Origin of the sequence: Paenibacillus sp. Soil766 (assembly GCF_001428105.1) — a bacterium.
Taxonomy (GTDB): Bacteria; Bacillota; Bacilli; order Paenibacillales; family NBRC-103111; genus Paenibacillus_E.
Genome location: NZ_LMSJ01000023.1, coordinates 455,744 through 476,528, shown reverse-complemented (window position 1 = coordinate 476,528; position 20,785 = coordinate 455,744). Strand labels below are relative to the sequence as shown.

The following is a 20,785-nucleotide window of genomic DNA, read 5'->3' as shown; positions in this document are numbered from 1 at the left end:
TGTGCGCCCAGCATGGGCGCTATCTATAGGGTGTAAATCCCGAATGGTGAAGGCAGTAGTAACCATTAGCTCAAGACAAGGGTGTCGACCGTGAGGTCGAATCTGAAGGAAGTCGGCGGCAAATCTCCGGTCTGAGGAACACGAATCACATATAAGGCTAGCATTCGTTGGATGAGGCTGCAGTCCAAGTCAAAGTCCATACTGCCAAAGGCGAATGAAAGTAAATGTGGCAGATAGGTGGAGAGAAAGATAGCGTTCTTACCTGGGGAGATCTGCTGGTAAGCGAAGTAAACGTCGTAAGCCTATTTGTGAGAGTGGGTTGAATCAGCAGAAGTCAGCAGAAGCCATAGTACGCAAGGTGTTGCAACACCTTGAGGAAGGGCTGAACATGAACTAGGAATTGAACGACTTGGCATTCGAGGGTAAGCGATGAAAGCAGACAATTCAAGAGAACTTATCTGAGGAAAGTAGCGGTGAATACGCGAGGGTACTCAGAAGGGCTGAGCTTACAAACGGCATAAAGAGAAGAACAATTCACGCAAGGAGTGTATCGAGAATGATGAAGTCGCTATTGTCACGAGAAAATCTGCTGTCAGCACTTAAACGTGTTGAAACGAATAAAGGAAGCCACGGTGTAGATGGGATGTCCGTAAATAAGTTACGAGACCACATTCTACAGAATTGGCAAACCATTCGTGAAAGCTTAGAAAACGGAAGCTATGAACCGAGTCCCGTCCGAAGGGTCGAAATCCCGAAACCGAATGGCGGAACGCGTCTCTTAGGTATACCTACCGTGACAGATCGATTCATTCAGCAAGCAATTACGCAAGTATTAACACCATTGTTCGACCCCACATTTTCCGAGCAAAGCTATGGTTTTCGTCCACAAAGACGAGGGCATGATGCGGTAAGAAAAGCAAGAGAATATATGCGAGAAGGCTACCGAATTGTGATCGACATCGATTTGGAGAAATTCTTTGACCGTGTTCACCATGATCGACTAATGGCAAAACTAGCGGAACGAATAACAGATAAAATACTGTTGAAGATAATCCGAAAATTCTTGCAATCCGGCGTACTCATGGATGGACTCGTCCAACCGACAAAAGAAGGAGCTCCACAGGGAGGTCCATTAAGCCCTTTGTTGTCTAATATTGTTTTAGATGAATTGGACAAGACGCTGGAGCAACGAAATCTACGCTTTGTGAGGTATGCAGACGACTGTAATATCTACGTGAAAACGTGGAAGGCAGGCCAGCGGGTGAAGCAATCCGTAACGAAATTCATTGAAGAGAAGCTAAAGTTAAAGGTAAACCAAGCGAAAAGTGCGGTAGATCGTCCGTGGAAACGSAAGTTTTTAGGATTCACATTTAGCTGGRATAAGAAGAATCCCAAGGTGAAGATATCTGATTCATCGATGCAACGAGTAAAAGCAAAGATAAGGATCATCACATCTAGGAGAAGCCCCATCCCAATGGAGATGAGAATTAAGGAGCTGAACCAATACCTAACAGGATGGCTAGGATATTATGAGCYCGCGGATACGCCGGGGGTCTTTAAAGAGCTGGATGAATGGATACGAAGAAGACTACGAATGTGTTTGTGGAAACAGTGGAAACTACCGAGAACGAAGGTAAAGAATCTGGCAGCATTAGGTATCCCRAAGCAGAAAGCCTATGAATGGGGAAACACGAGGAAGAAATACTGGCGAATTTCGAAAAGTCCAATTCTACATAGAGCATTAGACAACCCGTATTGGTTGTCTAATGGCTTAAGGAATTTAACGGACAGATACAGTTTATTGCGGAATAGAACATGAACCGCCGTATACCGAACGGTACGTCAGACTGTCTAACAATTTTTAAATAATATCTATTTGGGGCATGAAAATAGATGTCCAGTGTCGAATCTCTGTATCTTAAGGAGATGAGAACATATNAAAGCGAATTGCCCGATAAGGTCTATGAACCGCCGTATACCGAACGGTACGTCAGACTGTCTAACAATTTTTAAATAATATCTATTTGGGGCATGAAAATAGATGTCCAGTGTCGAATCTCTGTATCTTAAGGAGATGAGAACATATGCCATTTATTGAAGGTGAAGATAGACATCAAATTCATTTACTACCATATACATTGGACGATTTTGTAGGAGAAGAAAATCCTGTACGAGTTATCGATGCTTATGTAGATAGCTTGCCCCTAGAAGAATTTGGTTTTCAGGTGTACTCGGGCTCCAGAGCAGGGCAAAAACCTTATCGTCGGCAAGAACTTCTCAAACTCTATCTTTACTGTTATATGAACGGCATCCGTTCCTCTCGCAAAATGGAAACCGAGACAAAAAGAAACATTGAACTGATGTGGCTAACGGGTAAGCTCGAGCCGGACCACGGTACTTTATCTGCTTTCATGAAGAGTAACCAAAAGGCCATTAAAAAACTCTTTAAAGAATTCACCTTGATGTTAAAAGGTTTTGGGTTAATTGATGGTCAACTTGTCGCGATTGATGGCACAAAGTTAAAGGCGAACTGCTCTAAAAAGAAGCATTTTAATGACAACATTATCAGCAAGAAGCTAGAGTATATCGATGAAAAAATCGATGCCTATTTGCGCGACTTTTTAAYGGAGGATAATCGTCTTAAAAAACAGGAAATCACTAAAAAGTTAGAGGTCTATCAAGAGAGAATGCACGAGCTGCAGGTAATGAAACAAGAACTCGCAGAAACAGGTGAAAACCAACTTTGTATTACCGATCCGGATGCCAAATCAATGAAAAACAACGGGAAGCATGAAGTTTGTTTCAATGTTCAGACTGTCGTGGACAACAAATATAAATTAATCGTGGACTGTGATACAGTCAATGATGTCAACGATCAAGGGCAGTTATCCAATATGGCAAAGAAAACAAAGCAAATTTTCCGTGATCAAAAAATCACAATTTTGGCCGATACAGGTTATTATAATTATCTTGAAATTATTAACGTTATTGACGAAAGCACCGAACTCTTAATTAAGCCGCAAAAGGGAAAGCAAGATAAAGTAGCTAGTGGATTTGATAAAGAGAACTTTGAATATGATGCYATTAACGATAGATACATCTGCCCGCCAGGTTATGAATTACCCTTCAAATGGAATGGAAAACAAGATGGAAAAGAATACAAACGATACACATGCGAAGCTTTTGACACCTGCGGACAAAAGGTTCTCTGCACGTCTGCCAAAGGCGGAAGGTCGGTAACCAGGCTTAAAGATGAAGAAGTGATTGAACAAATTGCCGAAAAAACTCGTAGTCAAAGTAATATTTATAAGCAAAGAGCGGCAATTGTTGAGCACCCTTTTGGAACAATGAAGCGTCACTGGGGCTATACATACTTTTTAACACGAGGGTTGGYATCGGTAGGTACTGAGGCCAATCTGATTTGTCTTGCCTATAATCTTAAGAGAATAATTAAAATAAAGGGAGTGAATGAGCTCATACGTCTCTTCAAAGACCGAGCTCATTCGTTAACTAAAATGCACAACGCTGATTTGAGTAAAACAGCATAAATTCATGGTTTAATGCGTGCTTAGAAATCAGTTGTTAGACAGTCTGACGTANGAGCTCATTCGTTAACTAAAATGCACAACGCTGATTTGAGTAAAACAGCATAAATTCATGGTTTAATGCGTGCTTAGAAATCAGTTGTTAGACAGTCTGACGTATGGTTCTGTGAGAGGCCCATGCAAATGCGCATGGGCCTACTCTATCTATCAGCATAACTATCATAAAAATCAACCTCATATATCACAAAATTCTCACATTTAGTTTAGATTGTAAGAGTAGAACATAGTTTGACCTAAGTTAGGGTTCAGTAACATGCTATTATCAAAAAATAATATGGTAACTTTAAGATGCTTTGTTTTGACGGTATTATTAGCAGCGTGTGAAAGTAATGAATCCAATATTCTTATTCTTTAAATATCAAGTTTACGAGTACCAATCCATTTCACCATTTCAAGATCACGATGCGAAAAGAACAGGCTTTGTTTCGTATCTAATGTAGTTATAGACGCCATATCCGCTTGGTTTAATTCAAAATCAAAGATATTGAAGTTTTCAATAATTCTTTCTTTACGAACTGACTTTGGAATCACAACGACTTCTCTTTGCGTCAACCAACGTAAAACTACCTGAGCAACGGATTTATTATATTTTTCAGCTATATTTACCAATATCTCATTCTGGAACAAGTTGTTTTTACCTTCAGCAAAAGGCGCCCAGGATTCAATCTGAACATTATTTTCTTTCATGAATTGTGCATTTTCGATTTGTTGGTTGAAAGGATGCGTTTCAACCTGGTTTACGGCAGGAACTACTTCATTATGAATAATCAGATCGAGCAGGCGATCCTCATGGAAGTTGCTAACGCCAATTGCACGGACCTTTCCTTCACGATACAATTCTTCCATAGCGCGCCATGAACCATGCACATCGCCGAATGGCTGATGAATTAAATACAAATCCAAATAATCCAATTGCAATCTTTCCAGTGATTTTTCAAATGCCTTTTTTGTCCGCTCATAACCAGTATCCTGAACCCAAAGTTTAGTAGTAATAAATAACTCTTCTCTTGCCACACCACTCCGTTTAATCGCTCTGCCAACTGCTTCTTCATTTAGATAGGAGGCAGCGGTATCAAGCAAACGATATCCTGCTGTAACAGCGTCATAAACGCTTTTTTCACATTCATTTGCATCTTGAATTTGATAAACACCAAAACCGAGTATCGGCATCTCAATACCATTGTTCAAAACTACTTTTTGCATGTAATATCCTCCATTTTTTTATGATTATGTGCAAGATAATGCAATCATATTCGTAACAGCTACTCTTTTCACATTCTTATTATGCATCAGACGATATAGGAATCGTTATCCCAATCGTCTCACATGTTTGCCTAATCCTCTCGCAACTGCTCGCTGTCTTACTTGCTTCATGCGTGGATCTGTTGGTCGTATCCTGCCTTCAAACGTTTTATATCTTCTCTCGGTGGAAAACCAAACATACGAGAATATTCACGGCTGAACTGCGATGCACTTTCATAGCCTACTCGGAAAGCTACATCGGCGGCATCCGTTGATTCGGACATTAATAGGCGTCGTGCCTCCTGTAATCGCAGTTGTTTTTGAAATTGAAGTGGACTCATGGCAGTTACTTCTTTAAAGTGCCTGTGAAACGTAGAAATCCCCATATTGGCTATTTCTGCAAGCTCTTCTATTCGTAAAGGCTTATCCATGTTATTGATTATTTGATCGATAGACTCCCGGATTCGGTAGGTGCTACTACCTTCCATCGCGATTTGCGCCAGTGTAATACCGTACTGCCCTTGAAGAAGTCTATATAAGATTTCTTTTGTGTAATAGGGAGCCAGAAACGGAATGTCTGTCTGGTTGTCCAGTAAACGAGACAATCTCATGATCGCATCCAATATGGATAACTCGATCTCGCCAACAAACATTGCCCGTTTTGTACCCTCTTGCTGAGCGATTTGTATGTTTCCCTCATTTAATACCTCTAATATTTGATTCTGTGTAAACTCCAACTTTAAGCTAAGATATGGCTCATCGGAAGAAGCTTTTATGACGTGACCGATCACCGGCAAGTTCATAGAAGAGACCAGATAGTCGGCAGGTCCATACTCAAATCGCTCCTGGGACAGTAATACGTCTTTAAAACCTCGAGCGATGAAACATAAGCAGGGTTGGTATACTCTGTAAACGGGCTGGGACACTTGGGAGGCACGAATAATAAATAAAGATGGAACCGCCGTCTCGTAAATACCGTCCTGACCTGCATGTCGCTCAATTAGTTCGGCAAGTTCATTCTGTAGGTTATCAATTCTTCCTGACATAGTATCCTCCTTATGGTTGACCGTAGATGATTTCATAATAATATAACAATCTTCAATAGTGAAAGTAGTGGCGAGAGGATTGGCAATCATTTGAGACGAATGGGGTAACGATTGCTGTTGACCGGATGGACGGAGCTACGATGATTTTTGATAACGAGCCTTTTAAGTTAATTCAATGTTGCAACTTTTCCCTACTTATTGAGTCTATAGAGCGAAAACCATAAAAAGGGAAACCCTCAGAGCCGTCGCTGGTTCATATACCATTGGATACCTCTGTAGAGAACTCCGCACACGACCTGACATGTTGGACTGTTGACAGTAACATCCAAATGAAACTTTCCTCTGTCCTGTAAATCTTCTTTCAGCCAGTCCGAGGGGAGCGTTTTTTCGTGTTTTAGCTAAAAAGTTAACTCGTGCATATTGCCTGCAACGCGTTCAACATCCATGATGCTTGTAAGGGTTCTTTCTGACTCATAAAATTTATGTATAATAAGCAGTATGGTTGCCCACGGTCTATGATTGGTTGTTTAAAGTGCATGCGTTCCAAAAATCGGTTATCGAAAGCGTATACAAGATGAAGATTAACGAAATGCAGGAGGAGAAAAGGTGAGCCGATATTTATTGCGATTGCTATCCTACAGTTTGATCCTCGGTATTCTTCCTGCCGTCCTGATTGGCATTGTCTCCTATACGATTGCATCAGGAGATGTGGAGAAGAAAGTGAAAGAGATGAATATGCAGTGGTTAACCCAAACACAGATGCGGGTTGAACAAATGCTAAAATCCATTGAAAAGTCGGCGACGCAATTTGCCAATTCGACGATTGTTAAATCATCTATGCACGTCGTCTATAGTCCCACCGATTTTGAGTCGGTCCGGGAGCTCTCCAAGGAACTTTATAATCTGCAGTCCAGCGATGCCATTATTACGCAGGCTTACCTGGTGAACCTTGAGCGGAGTTGGGGCTTGAATCTGAATGTCATGAAGCCGCTCGATCAATTTGAGAATCGCAGTGAGTTCATAGATTACGCCAAAAATCCGAAGAGTATCTTGTGGTACACTGGAAAGGTGCTGGCTGGAGCGAATGATGATACGGAGGAGCCGGTAGAATCGATCACCCTCGTGCATAAGATTCCGATTTTGCCGCAGACAGATAAACCGCAAGGGCTGCTTGCGGTGCGCATTATCGCTTCCGAAATTCAGGAAGCACTGGCTTCTTCCGATACCTCGAAACGGAGCTATATTTTGGATCGTTCTGGTGTGAGCATCCTAGGTGGAGATTCCAATAACGCCCGCTATGCGGAGGTGAATAAGGCAGTCACCAGCCGAGTGGAGTCTGATCCAGAGCGAAAGCCAGGGTTGTTCAATACGAAGCTAGGTGGTGAGGAAGTTGCGGTGCTGTACCGTGCTTCCAGTTATAATAGCTGGATGTATGTGTCGGTCGTCTCGATCGGAGAAATGAAGAAGGAGACGCAAAAAATTGCTGAGCTGACGCTGATTGTTTGCGCGACGATTCTAATTATCGTGCTCGCTGCAGCGCTCTATGGCAGCTCCCGGATGTACAGGCCGATTGGGAATTTATTGGAATTTTCTAGGCGAATTGGCTCTTCGGGGCAAGATCAGCCTTTCTCCGCTAAGCGGGATGAGCTTGAATATATTAAGATAAGCATGCAATCCCTGGCGGTGTCCAGAGACCGTGTGGAGCAACAGATGTTGGGTCAAGCTAGCCATTTAAAGGAGTTTTTCGTCCTGAAGCTGTTTACTGGGCAGATGACGGAGAACGATTATTTATTCCGTTCCATGACACAGGGCTTCCCATCCGATTGGAAGAAGCTCGGCGTCCTTGCGCTGCAGATCGACAATTTGCAGGAAACGCGCTATAGCGAAGAAGACCGGGAGCTGTTGCTCTATGCGGTCAGCAATATTGCACAGGAGGTACTTCCTGCCGCCTCCCGTTTTCCGGCGATTACGTTTAATCAATCCCAAGTGACCCTGGTGGCGACGGATGAGGAAGAGACGGAAGAAGTTAGACGGAGATTCTATGAAGCGGCAGAGTGCATCAAACGAAATGCCGAAGAAGTGCTGCAGCTGAAAGTGAGCATTGGCATCAGCAATCCATTCGTACATCTTATTGATACCGTCAAGGCTTACGGGGAATGCTTAACTGCGTTGAAGGCGAGAATAAGTCTCGGTCCAGAAATTATCGTCCATTATGGGGATATTGAGAATCATCCGGGAACAGACCGTTTTGAATATTCCCATCTGAAGGTGCTGGAAGAGAGGCTGGTTTACGCGATCCGGGAAATGCAGCCGAACAGTGCTTCGGAAATATTTCAGCAATACTTGAATGCACTGCTCTATAAAGATGGAAGCTTGAATGAGCATCAGACGCTGCTGTTACAGCTTGTGTCCAAACTCCTGCATATTGTGCAAGACCAAGGCATTTCACTTAACAAAGTATTTGAAGATGAGGGAACGCTCGCCAAACTGCTGCATCTCCAGACGCGCGAAGCCATTATTCATTGGTTCGAAAGCAAGCTTTTCGCTCCGCTGATTCAAACGCTCTCGGAAAAGTCTGAAGCTCAATATGTGAATATTGCCGATAAATTGGTTCGCATTATTCAAGAGCAGTACGATCGGGAAATTACGCTCGAATCGTGCGCTCAGGTGCTAAATTACCATCCTGTTTATGTCAGCCGTATCTTTAAGCGGGAGATCGGGATGACGTTCAGCGATTATTTGTCGGATTTCCGGATGAAGATGGCCAAAGTCATGCTGGAAACGACCGATTTGAAATTACAGGAAATCAGCGAACGTCTGCAGTACAAGAATATCAGTTCATTTATTCGCAACTATAAGAAGACGTACCAGATAACGCCAGGGCAGTACCGGGAGAAGATCATGAAGGGAGGCAAAGAATGAAAAAGCAGTTGGCGTTCTTGCTCAGTATTGTACTTGCTTCAGGTACCCTCACCGCCTGTAATCGCTACGACAGCAGCTTGGAAGAGCAGCAAGCCGCCGCAGAGCCCTTTTATTTATCCATCGGAGCGACATTGATCGGTGAACTGCCTCCCAAAAACAATGCGGTGGAACAAGCGATCGAAGCCTACACCCATACGAACCTGCAAATTCAATGGATTCCGCTCTCGGCTTATGATGAGAAGGTGCGGCTGATGATCGCGTCCGGCGAGCTGCCCAAGCTGATCAAATTAGGTTATTCATCGACCTACATCGCCACATTGAAAGCTGGGCAGTTCTGGGAATTGGGACCGCTGCTGAAGGATTATCCTAACTTGTCTGCCGCAGACAAACGGTATTATGAGAACATCTCGGTCGACGGCAAAATCTACGGCGTCCCCTTGTTCCGCAACCTCGGCCGGGCTGTTATTCAATACCGGAAGGACTGGTTCGAGCGCTTGGGTCTGAGATTGCCGGTGACCCTGGAGGATTGGTACCAAGTGATTCGTGCGCTGGCTTTGGATGACCCGGACGGAAACGGAAAGAACGATACGTACGGCTTCGTGTTGGAGAAGCGATACAATCAGGATGTCAGCTCCATGCTGACTCGGATTTCGGTGTCCCAGGGCGGACCGAACAAATGGCAGGTCGACAACAGTCGGTTTACCCCGGAGTTCATGACACAGCCTTTCTTGGACACGATGAAGCTGTTCCGGAAGCTGTATCAAGAAAAGCTGATCAATTCGGATTTCACGGTGGTGGATACGATTGAAACAGCGAAGCTTTACGATTCGGGTCGTGCCGGTCTGCAGATTACCGGCGGCAATGCCCAGACGTGGCAGGATAAGCTGGTGAAGTCTGTACCCGAGGCTGTCGTCGATGTAGCTCCGTTGTCGGGTCCAGCAGGGACGCGGCTTCCGGGGGAGCCGGGTAATGCCGGATTTCTTGCGATTCCCAAGGACGCCGCCAAGACCGAGGGAGAGGTTAGAAAGATTCTTGAATTTCTAGATAAGCTCCTCGAGGTGCCGATGCAAACCTTGATTGCCAAAGGGATCGAGAACCGACATTGGAAAGATCAGGGCGACTATACGGAAGTACTGGATCGTACGCTGGATTTGAAGGAAGTCAAGCCGTATCGCGATATGTTGCCCCATTTCGGCGAGGAGGAACTTCCCATTAAGCCAAATCTGCAGCCGGATCTGTTTCGGAAGAATCAACAGATCGGCAAGTCCAACGCTTCGTATATTGTGACGAACCCAGCTCTTTTGCTGGATTCTGCGACCTTTACGGAACGTGGGAACGAGCTCGAGCTCATGATTACGGATGCGGAAACGAAGTTTATTATGGGCATGATTGATGAAGCAGGCTGGAAGGACGAGCTGGAGAAATGGAAGAAAGCCGGCGGCGAACGGATGATACAGGAATACGAACAATCTTACAAAGTAGCCGTAAAATAAGTACAAGTGCGATGGAGATCCTTTGGATCTTGCATCGCGCTTTTTTTTGCATATCAGCAAGTGCATCTTAGAAGTGGCTCTATGCATCAGTAAACCATCCCGTCCATGAAAGGACGGCGTAACCGAATCTCATTACCAGGGGTTGCCTGAAGTACATAGCCAAGTTAACTCGTGTGGATTCACGCTGGAAAGCGCTCCAAACGGCACTTGGTTGTGTGCTGCCTATAGCCTGTTACGACGATTAGTACGGATAATAGGCACGTAAGGTAACATTGACAAACGGATCAGGAGGTTACGAGATGAAGCAAGACTTAGTCGCCCCGGGAAATGCCGCTGCCATTCAGGAACGTAAGTACAAGCGGAATTCCCTGCTGCAGGATCTTATAAGGGACAAGTGGATGTACCTTATGCTGCTCCCCGGCGTGCTTTACTTTTTTATTTTCAAATATGTGCCCATGTATGGGGTGACGATGGCGTTTCAAGATTATCGGCCGCATCTGGGTTTTTTCGAGAGCCCTTGGGTAGGCTTCAAACACTTTGAGCGATTTTTCAATGAGCCGCAATTCGGCATGTTGTTTCGCAATACGGTCATTCTGGCCGTGTATAATTTGTTCTTTTTCTTTCCGATGCCCATTATCCTCGCCCTTATGATGAATGAAGTGAGACGGGCTGCTTTCAAAAACTTCGTGCAGACGCTGGTGTACATTCCGCATTTTGTATCCTGGGTCGTGGTTGTCGGGATCTTCTATATCCTCTTCACAACTGAGAACGGCATTTTGAACGAACTTCTCTATCAAATAACGGGGAACAAAATCGCATTTCTGCTCGAAGCGGACTGGTTCCGAACGATGATCATTACCCAATCCATTTGGAAAGAGGTAGGCTGGGGAACCGTCATATTCTTAGCGGCGCTTGCCGGTGTGGATCTGCAGCAGTATGAAGCTGCGAGGATTGACGGGGCTGGACGCTGGCGTCAACTCTGGCATATCACGCTTCCGGCGATACGCAGTACGATCATTATTTTGTTCATTTTGCGGTTGGGCAGCTTTCTGGATTCCGGGTTCGAGCATATATTCCTGATGCTTACACCTACGAACCGGGAAGTCGGCGAAGTGTTCGACACGTATGTCTATACCAAAGGGATGACCCAAGCACAATACAGCTACAGCGCAGCGGTCGGCTTATTCAAGTCCTTGATCGGCTTGGTGCTAGTCCTGGGCTCCAACTGGCTCGCGAAAAAGTTCGGGGAAGAAGGCATCTACTAATCCCCACCTAGTAAAAAAGGAGGCTTCCATCATGACTCAAGATAAAACGATCGGCAACCGCATCTTCGATCTCATTAACTGTGCGCTGCTGCTGATCATCGCGCTCGTCTGCGTGCTGCCTTTTGTTTATGTATTAGCCGTTTCCTTCACAAGCCCCTCCGAGGTCGCGAGGGGAGGCATGATTCTATGGCCAAAGGAATGGTCGCTCGCTTCCTATCGGTACATTTTCTCCACGAATACGTTGTTTCGCAGCATGCTGGTCTCGATTTACATAACGGTTGTTGGAACGCTGATCAATTTGCTGTTCACAGCGCTCATGGCGTATCCGCTGGCGAAGGCGAACCTTCGTGGACGCCAGTTCATTCTGCTGGCTGTGCTGTTTACGATGCTGTTCGGCGGGGGAATGATTCCGACCTATTTTGTCGTCAAGTCGCTGCATTTGACCAACACCTTGTGGTCCTTGATGATCCCGAGTGCAATCTCAGCGTTTAATCTAATTGTGCTGAAAAACTTTTTCCAACAGATTCCGGACGGGCTTGAAGATTCTGCACGGATTGATGGCTGCAACGATGTGAGTGTGTTGTTTCGAATTGTCCTGCCGTTGTCGCTGCCAGCGATGGCAACTTTTGGGCTCTTCTACGCGGTCGGTCACTGGAATCAGTTCTTTAACGCCATTCTGTACATTAACGACAACACCAAGTGGCCGATTCAAGTGCTGCTCAGGGAAATCGTCATACTTGCTTCGAGCAGTATCGGTGACAACACCATTGATACGACAGAAATTCAACCGCTGACGATCCGGATGGCCGTTATCGTATTTGCTACCATTCCAATCTTGCTTGTGTATCCGTTTCTTCAAAAGCATTTTGCCAAAGGTGTCATGCTGGGCTCTGTCAAGGGTTAGCCTTGTGCAGCCTGCCGCCTGAACTGCTATGAACCTCCCGTACATCTAATCGAAGTGCGCGAGATCACATAGAATTATAATCCGATACCGGAGGGGAACAAGAATGAGGAAAAAAGCATCTCTACTAATGGGCGTCACCTTACTCGCATCTGTCACGCTCACTGCATGCAGCACAAACAATGAGCCGACGTCTGGCAGCAACAGTCCTGCAGCAAGTACAGCTGTGAAAGAGGATACGAAGCCGCTCGACATGTCGATCGTCGTTTCACAGGTTGGCGAGATTCCACCGAAAGGCAATCCAATGGAGGAAGCAATAGCGAAATACACGAATACGAATCTGTCTTTCCAATGGATTCCAGCTTCTGCCTATGATGATAAGATCAACGTAATGATCGCTTCCGGCGAGCTTCCTAAGTTGATGAAGGTCGGTTATATCCCGACGATTATCAGCGCGATGCAATCGGGCACCTTCTGGGAGCTAGGTCCTTATCTGAAGGACTACAAGAACCTGGCCGCACAACCGCAAACGTATTATGACAACATCAAGGTGGACGGCAAGCTGTACGGCATCCCGATTTACCGAAACGTAGGACGTGCCGTGATTCACTACCGGAAGGATTGGCTGGATGCAGCCGGACTGAAGGTGCCGAAGTCGCTTGATGAATGGTACAACGTGCTGAAATACTCGGCAGAGTCCGATCCGGATAAGAATGGGAAGAAGGATACCTACGGTTTTATGCTGGATAAAAACTACAACCAAGGTACAGCTTCCACATTAACTCGTCTGAGTGTTGCACAGGGCGGGCCGAATAAATGGAAAGTGGATGCGCAAGGCAATTTCACACCGGAGTTCTTGACGGACGAATTTTTTGCGACGATGAAGCTGTTCAAACGGTTGTATGATGAAAAGCTGATTAACACGGACTTTGCTGTATCTGATACGACAACGATCGATAAAGCCTATGAAGCTGGGCGTGTAACGCTACGAATTTCAGGCGGGAATGCGCAAACCATGCAGACAAATCTTTCGAAAGTTGTACCGAACGCGCTTATCGATGCAATTGGGTTGGAAGGCCCAGCGGGTGTCCGTGTACCGGCGGAGAATGGAAATGCAGGCATCTTGGCAATTCCGAAATCTTCGGTGAAAACGGAAGCGGAATTGAAACGCGTTCTGACCTTCCTGGATAAGCTACTAGAAAAAGAGATGGTTAATCTCATCAATAAAGGGATTGAAGGCAAGCACTACAAGGTAGATGGCAATTTCACACTTCCGCTCGACACCGATGCTGATTTCAAAGAAGTAAAGCCGTATCGCGACTCCTTGATCCAACGCGGTGAAGCCTACAATATGGACAAAACGATGAAGCAAACGGATCTGTTCCTCAAAAACAACAAGCTGGTCAGCGAGAATGACAAGTATGTTGTCGGGAATCCAGCGCTTACGCTTATCTCCGCTACCTACACCGAACGCGGGAAAGAGCTGGAGCAAATGATTACGGATGCTGAGACGAAATTCATTATGGGGAAAATCGACGAAGCGGGCTGGAAAGCGGAAGTCGACAAATGGAAGAAAGCCGGCGGCGACAAGCTGTTGGAAGAGTATAAGGCCGCGCACCTAAAGGCTAAAAAATAAGCATAGCGACAACCAGATCTACAGCTGAAGGCAATTCGATTGTTGTCATCAACCTTTTGTACAGAGAAAGGAGTTTGGATTGTGGTCAAACGTCGCAAAACTGCAGCTCGAAAAAGTATCATTCTGATGCTCATAGCATCCTTACTTGTATCCATGGTGAGTGTATTTGCCTTGCCGGAATCAAAGGTTTCAGCGGAGGAGGCGGCCGTATCGGTCGCTGCTCCTTTTCAGGAATTCAGGATCGTAGGCGCGAATGGCGATAACATCAATATTACAGGCTACAGCAACAATGATCCGATCAACGTCTGGTTTACGCAAAATCAAACGAATGAGCGCTGGCGCCTGGATTCTGCGGACGGCATCAATTATAAGCTCGTCAATATGACGACCCAGAAACTGCTATCACCGAAGGCGTGGACACTCGAAGGAGATACCGTGCTCTATGAGGAGGCAGCCAAAGAGGAGCAGCTCTGGCAATTCATCCCGGCGGAGCCTCTGAATGAAGAGGGCTATGTCCGGTACAAAATTGCAAGTAAAACAGATACCTCCAAAGTCTTGACGCTTGATGCAGACGCACGGCGCGTCCGTCTGGAACCGTATCAAGGCTTGGAAACGCAAAAGTGGCGCTTGGTGAATGACGGTACCCCTGCATTCCCCGGAGCTGAAGGTGGAGGTATGTACACCACCGGCGGCAGAGGCGGCAGCGTCTATGAGGTGACGACGCTGGCGGATTCCGGTCCTGGCTCACTGCGGGATGGGGTCAGCCAAAGCAATACAACGATCGTCTTCCGGGTCGGCGGTACGATCCATCTGCAATCGCCGTTGAAGATTACCGGCGCGAACCTGACCATCGCTGGACAAACGGCGCCGGGGGAAGGGATCACCGTGTCCGATTATGCCACCTATTTTGAGGCGGATAATCTGATTATGCGGTATATGCGGTTCCGGCTTGGAGATCGTTATCCGAGCGAGGACGATGCGTTTGGCGGTCGATACCATAAGAACATCATCGTCGATCATAGCTCGTTTAGTTGGTCGGTAGATGAAGTCCTCAGCATGTATGTGAATGAGAATACGACGGTACAGTGGTCGATTGCGTCGGAAAGTATGCTGATGACGTCGCATCAGAAAGGCCGTCACGGCTATGCGGGAATTTGGGGCGGCAACAACGCCACGTTCCATCACAATCTGATTGCGCATAACGTCAGTCGGAATCCCCGATTTGCCGGGTCTCCGAACTTTCCTACGGATATGTATAACAACGTAATTTATGATTGGGGCTTTTTCTCTTCCTATGGCGGGGAGCAGGGCCGCTATAACTTGCGCAATAATTACTACAAATTTGGACCGAGCACGTACCGTAACGCCCGCGAGATGATTTTCCTCGATGTGAGCGCGGACACCCGCCTCTTTGTCGGCGGCAATATCATGCATGGCTCTCCTGCCGTTACGGCGGACAATTGGAAGGGGGTAGGAACTCTCGCGAATCCAGCTTCGAAGCTGAATTCACCGGTTGTTATGCCGCAGCCAGTAACGCCTGAGTCGGCAGAAGATGCCTATGCGCACGTGCTTGCACAAGCTGGAGCGTCTGTACCTAAGCGGGATGCGACGGATGCCCGTATTGTTCAGGACGTCCGAAATGGAACTGGGCGCCATATTAACTCACAGCGTGAGGTTGGCGGATACCCCGAGTTTGCGCAGGCGGTCTCAACGCAGGCGGACAGCGATCATGACGGCATGCCGGATGCGTGGGAGCTGGCTCATCAGCTGAACCCTAACGATCCTGCAGACCGCAATGCAATGCACGCGACAGGCTACCGCAACCTGGAAGTCTACTTGAACGGCATCACTGGTAACGGATCGGTGAATCCGACGGCGGCTATCGCGTCTCCTTCGGATCATACACTTGTGACAGCTGGCACAGATGTTGAGATCACAGCGGGCGCAGCGGATGTCGACGGTTCCGTGGCGAAAGTGGAATTTTATCTGAACGATGTAAAGTTGGGCGAGGATGCAACCGCTCCGTACACGTATACGTGGAAAAATGCCCAGGACGGCACGTATTTCCTTACGATCCGCGCCATTGACAACACGGGTACGTCCACGCAGTCGAGCAATGTTGCAGTTCATGTGAATAAATCGGGCAGCATCGCGCCGTGGCAGTCCCAAGATATCGGGACCCCTGGCATTGCTGGCCACACGCAAATAGGGGCATCGGCGACAGAGGTTACGGTGAAATCGGCGGGGGATATCTGGGGAGCTGAGGATAACTTCCATTTTGCTTATCAGCCGTTGACTGGCAACGGCGAGATTGTGGCTCGTGTCGACAAGATTACGGCAACCGATGACGAGGCCGAAGCCGGTGTGATGATTCGTGAGAACCTGAGCGCTTCTTCCAAATTTGCGGCGTTGATGGTCTCCTATGTGAAATACGGCAAGAAGAGCATCGTATTCAACCGTACATCGGAAGGCGGTACGGTGAACCGCGTGGAGCCGGAGGATTTTATCAGTACGCCCTATTGGGTGAAGCTCGTTCGATTAGGCAACCAGTTCACTTCCTTGGTTTCGGAGAATGGAACAGACTGGTTCGTTGTTGATATGACCACGCTGCCGATGGCAGAGACCGTCTACGTCGGTCTGGCGGCAGATGCCGCCAAAGTGGACGATGATGTGAATAAATACAACGCCTCGGATTTCTCAGAAGCAGCAGTACATTCGCTGGATAAGGACTTTCCGACGGCGCCTAGCGGATTGACGGCGTCAGCAGGGACCAGGTCTGTAAGCTTAGCTTGGACTGGAATTTCAAGTGCGGCTGCCTATCACATCTATCGCAGCGAAATGCCGGGCGGCCCTTATGCGAAGATTGCAGAGGGGATTGCTGCACCGACTTATACGGATTTGAACTTAATTCCGGGCAAATCTTATTACTATGTCGTTACGGCTCAGAATGCCATCGGCACCAGCTTTAACTCTCCGGAGGTAAGTGCAGTTCCAGATGGTGAGCCGGAGACGATCTATTATGTCGACGAAGATTTCGAGGTGGAGACGCTGGATACGACACCTGCGGGCTACACGTTCTCGCCGATCCCTCAGGATGCCGATCACAAAGTCGTCGTGACCGATGCTCCTGCGAGCATGACAGGCAATACGTCCAAGCAAGCGTTAATCCTGTATGACAATGGTGTTGGCAGTACAGAGCTCATCCGTAAATTTGCTCCACAAACAGGGAAATTCGTCCTGGAGGTCGATATCGCCTCGTCAGGATGGCCGGGAACTTCGAGTGTGCTTAATCTGCAGGATGAGTCAGGCAGCAAGACGGCGCTGTCGTTCCAGCTGCGCAAGCCGACTGCGCCTGCTGCGGAAGCGAATTATACGCTTGTGTATAAGAAAAATAGCGCAGATTATAAGTTGATCGACCCGCCTGCGAACAATCAATGGCTCAACTTGAAGGTGGTTGCCAATGTCGGGGCGCAAACAGCGGACATTTACATCAATAACAACTTAGTTGAACAAGCGCCGTTGCAAGCGGATCTTCGAACATCGGGCATTGCCCGCATTTCGGCGAAGACGCCGGGAACAGGCAAAGGGACGATGTATTATGATAATTTGAAAGTCTACGTAGAGCCGGTTGAGACGCCAAAAGGATTGACAGTGACTGCTGGCAACAGCAAAGTGCAATTGGCATGGTCCGCAGCCGACGGAGCGTCCACCTATAATGTCAAGCGGAGCACAACGGACGGTGGACCGTTTGCGACGGTCGCTGCAGGACTCACCGACGTTTCGTATGTCGATGAAACAGTCGTCAACGGCACGACTTACTACTATGTCATCACAGCTACAGGCGTGACAGGGGAAAGCGGCGTTTCCAATCAAGCAGCGGTGACGCCTTCGGTATCGGCCGTGAAACCAGCTGCGCCTGCAGGGTTAACGTCGGCAGGGCGCAATGCACAGGTGGATCTGGCCTGGGAAAACGTAACGTATGCGACGAGCTATACGGTTAAAAGAAGCACAAGCCCGACAGGTCCGTGGACCTCGGTGGGCAGCGGCATCACGACGATGTCCTATCGTGACGGTGGTCTTGATAATGGAACGACTTACTACTATGCCGTTTCGGCAACGAGTATCGGCGGTGAGGGGGCAGATTCGGCCGTCATTACTGCTACACCTTACGGCCACCTTGCCACGCCAGTTGTAATGGCACAGCCGATGCAACAAGCGGCTAGCCTCCAGTGGGGAGCGGTCGCTGGCGCCGAGTTCTATACTGTGCAGCGTTCGCAGCAGGCGAATGGGCCTTTTGCAGTCGTTGCCGATCATGTAACTGGAACTTCCTATGTAGATAACGGATTAGTGAACGGTTCGCCTGCCTACTACCAGGTGACTGCAGCGAATAGCCATGCGAACAGCTTAGCTTCGGATGCGATTGGTGTACGTCCATCGGCCGAAGACGGTACATTGGCTGGTCCGGCGGGTCTAGCTGCAGACCCAGGGAACGGCAGTATCACGCTCAGCTGGACAGCAGTACCTGGCGCGGCTTCCTATACCGTGAAACGAAGCGATTCGCCGGATGGGGCTTATGCCGCCATCGCGCAAGGCTTGACCGCAGCGCGCCTTACGGACACGGGGCTGATCAATGGCAAACCGTATGTGTATCGCGTGACAGCGTTGAATGACGCTGGCGAAGGGCAAGGCTCCGCGACCGTTCAAGAAGCGCCAGCATTGGTTCTGACCGTTGCGGCGGATGGAAGCGGGCAATATGCGAAGGTGCAGGACGCTATTAATGCGGTACCGGCGAATAGTGCTGCACCAACGATTATTAAGATCAATAACGGTGTTTATCGTGAAAAGCTGGATCTCCCGTCCTCGAAGGTCAAGGTACGGATGATTGGCGAAAGCCGAGACGGTACAGTGCTTGTCTACGGGGATGCAGCCAGCACGTTGGATGCGAATGGCAATGCGGTGGGAACGTCTGGCAGCTACAGCTTCCGCGTACAAGCGAGCGATTTCACAGCAGAGCATTTGACGATTCAGAACGATGCCGGCATCACGGCCGGCCAGGCTGTTGCGCTGTACGCGAATGCGGATCGACTCCTTTTCCGCGATGTTCGGTTATTAGGCTACCAAGATACGCTCTACGCGAACAACGGCCGGCACTATTATGTCGACAGCTATATTGCGGGCACAGTGGACTTCATATTTGGAAATGCTGCGGCAGTGTTTGAAAACAGCACTATGCACAGCTTAGGTGGCGGCTATGTGACGGCGGCATCGACGGCGGCAGGTAAGCCGGGCTATGTGTTCCTGAATAGCCGGATTACTGCGGAGCCGGGCATTACCGGCGTTGCGATGGGCAGACCTTGGCGTGCTGATGCCAACGTCATCTATATCAACAGCTACCTCGGTGAGCATATTGCGCCAACCGGCTGGAATAACTGGGGAAATCCGCTCAACGAGAAATCAGCACGCTACGGTGAATTCGCCAGCTATGGCCCTGGAGCGAATGCGAAGAGCCGCTTCAGCTGGGCGAAGCAATTGACGCCGGAGGAGGCAGCGCTTTATCTGCCGGCTAACGTGTTTAGCGGCATCGACGGTTGGAATCCGCTCGCGCAGGCAGCGCTGCCAGACGGCAACCGTGAGCTTGCGAGTCTAACAGTGAACGGCGTCTCCGTACCTGAATTCTCGCCAATGAAGACGATGTATCAGATAGATCTTACAGCTGTAGGCATCGTTCCTGTCGTTGCCGCAACAGCATTGTCAGGGGAATCCCGTGTTGTCGTGCTTCAAGCGTCAGCAGTGCCGGGTACGGCGGTTGTTCGCGTCACAGCACAAGACGGCAGCGAACGGACGTATCAAGTTGTCTTTGCGACGCCGGATCAAGAGGCGCCAACAACGAATGACGACGCTCCTGCGGGTTGGGTGAATCAGGAGGTTGTCGTGATACTCTCGACTTCCGATAACTTGTCGGGTGTTTCGGCAACGTATTATGCCATCGATGGAGGTCCTTTGCTAACGCTGAAGGAAGGCAATTCGATCCGCTTCCAGGCAGAAGGAAAGCATACACTGACCTATTATAGTGTCGATGCGGCAGGGAATACCGAAGCTGCGCATACGTCCAATATTTGGATCGATCGAACGCTGCCAACGGTGATCGCATCGGTATACGGGAAGCCGCTCGGCAGTGCTCTCGACATCTCGGACAGTCAGCCATTTGCACTTCAACTGCAGACATCAGACGTTTTGTCAGGTGTGAAGCAGCAATCCGTGACGGTGGATGCGCAGCCTTACGAGCTGGGAACTACGCTGGATTGGGCGGGTCAGCTCGGAAACCATGTGATTGTGGTGACGGTTGTGGATAACGCCGGCAATACATTTGCAGCGCAGTATACTGTCAAAGTCGTCACTAGTGCGGAGTCGATCCGCAATCTGATCGAACGCTATCGTCAATCAGGCGATGTGCGAGGGCCAATGCTGGCGCAATTAAGCAACAAATTGGATCAAGCAGAAAGTGGGTGGAGGAAGGGACATGGGAATCAGGCGGAGAAGCATTTGCAGGATTTCCTAGAACATTTGAATAACAAAGCCCTGCAGCAGCATGTCTCCGAACAAGCGAAGGCGATTCTCGGCACGGACGTGAATGCCCTGATTGCCAGTTGGACGAAAGGTAGTTAGAGGGAGTGA

At 48.2% G+C, this 20,785-nt stretch carries 10 protein-coding genes; 8 read left to right on the top strand and 2 right to left on the bottom strand.

Annotation, left to right across the window (positions count from 1 at the left end):
* Positions 1-556: 556 nt before the first annotated feature.
* On the top strand, positions 557-1,819 hold the full coding sequence (gene ltrA, locus ASG89_RS19440) for a group II intron reverse transcriptase/maturase (protein ID WP_057312620.1): 1,263 nt from the start codon (positions 557-559) through the stop codon (positions 1,817-1,819).
* A 265-nt stretch (positions 1,820-2,084) separates the two neighbouring features.
* The gene (locus tag ASG89_RS35150; RefSeq protein ID WP_063868003.1) at positions 2,085-3,548 is read left to right on the top strand and encodes an IS1182 family transposase; all 1,464 of its coding nucleotides are present in this window, start codon (positions 2,085-2,087) and stop codon (positions 3,546-3,548) included.
* Positions 3,549-3,956: 408 nt separating this feature from the next.
* Here ASG89_RS35150 and ASG89_RS19430 read toward each other — a convergent pair whose 3' ends face one another.
* Both ASG89_RS19430 and ASG89_RS19425 read right to left on the bottom strand, forming a co-directional pair.
* Positions 3,957-4,808, bottom strand: a complete 852-nt coding sequence (locus ASG89_RS19430; RefSeq protein WP_057312618.1) for an aldo/keto reductase — start codon at positions 4,806-4,808, stop codon at positions 3,957-3,959.
* A 167-nt stretch (positions 4,809-4,975) separates the two neighbouring features.
* Positions 4,976-5,893, bottom strand: coding sequence for an AraC family transcriptional regulator (locus ASG89_RS19425; RefSeq protein WP_057312616.1), 918 nt, complete (start codon positions 5,891-5,893; stop codon positions 4,976-4,978).
* 606 nt (positions 5,894-6,499) lie between these two features.
* Between ASG89_RS19425 and ASG89_RS19420 the strand changes: the two genes are divergently transcribed.
* The 6 genes from ASG89_RS19420 (at position 6,500) to ASG89_RS19395 (ending at position 20,776) form a co-directional block, all read left to right on the top strand.
* Positions 6,500-8,815 carry an AraC family transcriptional regulator gene (locus ASG89_RS19420; protein WP_057312614.1) on the top strand — a complete coding sequence of 772 codons (2,316 nt, stop codon included), beginning with the start codon at positions 6,500-6,502 and terminating at the stop codon, positions 8,813-8,815.
* Positions 8,812-10,308 (top strand): extracellular solute-binding protein, encoded by a 1,497-nt coding sequence (locus tag ASG89_RS19415; RefSeq protein WP_057312613.1) that lies wholly within the window; start codon positions 8,812-8,814, stop codon positions 10,306-10,308. The genes ASG89_RS19420 and ASG89_RS19415 overlap by 4 nt, the downstream gene beginning before the upstream one ends.
* A gap of 299 nt (positions 10,309-10,607) precedes the next feature.
* The gene (locus tag ASG89_RS19410) at positions 10,608-11,573 is read left to right on the top strand and encodes an ABC transporter permease (protein WP_057312612.1); all 966 of its coding nucleotides are present in this window, start codon (positions 10,608-10,610) and stop codon (positions 11,571-11,573) included.
* 31 nt (positions 11,574-11,604) lie between these two features.
* Positions 11,605-12,477 (top strand): carbohydrate ABC transporter permease, encoded by an 873-nt coding sequence (locus tag ASG89_RS19405; RefSeq protein ID WP_057312609.1) that lies wholly within the window; start codon positions 11,605-11,607, stop codon positions 12,475-12,477.
* A 103-nt stretch (positions 12,478-12,580) separates the two neighbouring features.
* A complete protein-coding gene (locus ASG89_RS19400; RefSeq protein ID WP_057312607.1) occupies positions 12,581-14,110 on the top strand; it encodes an extracellular solute-binding protein in 1,530 nt (509 codons plus the stop codon).
* Between the two features lie 81 nt (positions 14,111-14,191).
* On the top strand, positions 14,192-20,776 hold the full coding sequence (locus tag ASG89_RS19395) for a pectinesterase family protein (RefSeq protein WP_057312603.1): 6,585 nt from the start codon (positions 14,192-14,194) through the stop codon (positions 20,774-20,776).
* Positions 20,777-20,785 lie beyond the last annotated feature (9 nt).

Excerpts from the sequence above, each read along its gene's own strand:
- ASG89_RS19430 (WP_057312618.1), bottom strand. The coding sequence starts at position 4,808 with ATGCAAAAAGTAGTTTTGAACAATGGTATTGAGATGCCGATACTCGGT.
- ASG89_RS19400 (WP_057312607.1), top strand. The coding sequence starts at position 12,581 with ATGAGGAAAAAAGCATCTCTACTAATGGGCGTCACCTTACTCGCATCT.
- ASG89_RS19405 (WP_057312609.1), top strand. The coding sequence starts at position 11,605 with ATGACTCAAGATAAAACGATCGGCAACCGCATCTTCGATCTCATTAAC.
- ASG89_RS19415 (WP_057312613.1), top strand. The coding sequence starts at position 8,812 with ATGAAAAAGCAGTTGGCGTTCTTGCTCAGTATTGTACTTGCTTCAGGT.
- ASG89_RS19425 (WP_057312616.1), bottom strand. The coding sequence starts at position 5,893 with ATGTCAGGAAGAATTGATAACCTACAGAATGAACTTGCCGAACTAATT.
- ASG89_RS19410 (WP_057312612.1), top strand. The coding sequence starts at position 10,608 with ATGAAGCAAGACTTAGTCGCCCCGGGAAATGCCGCTGCCATTCAGGAA.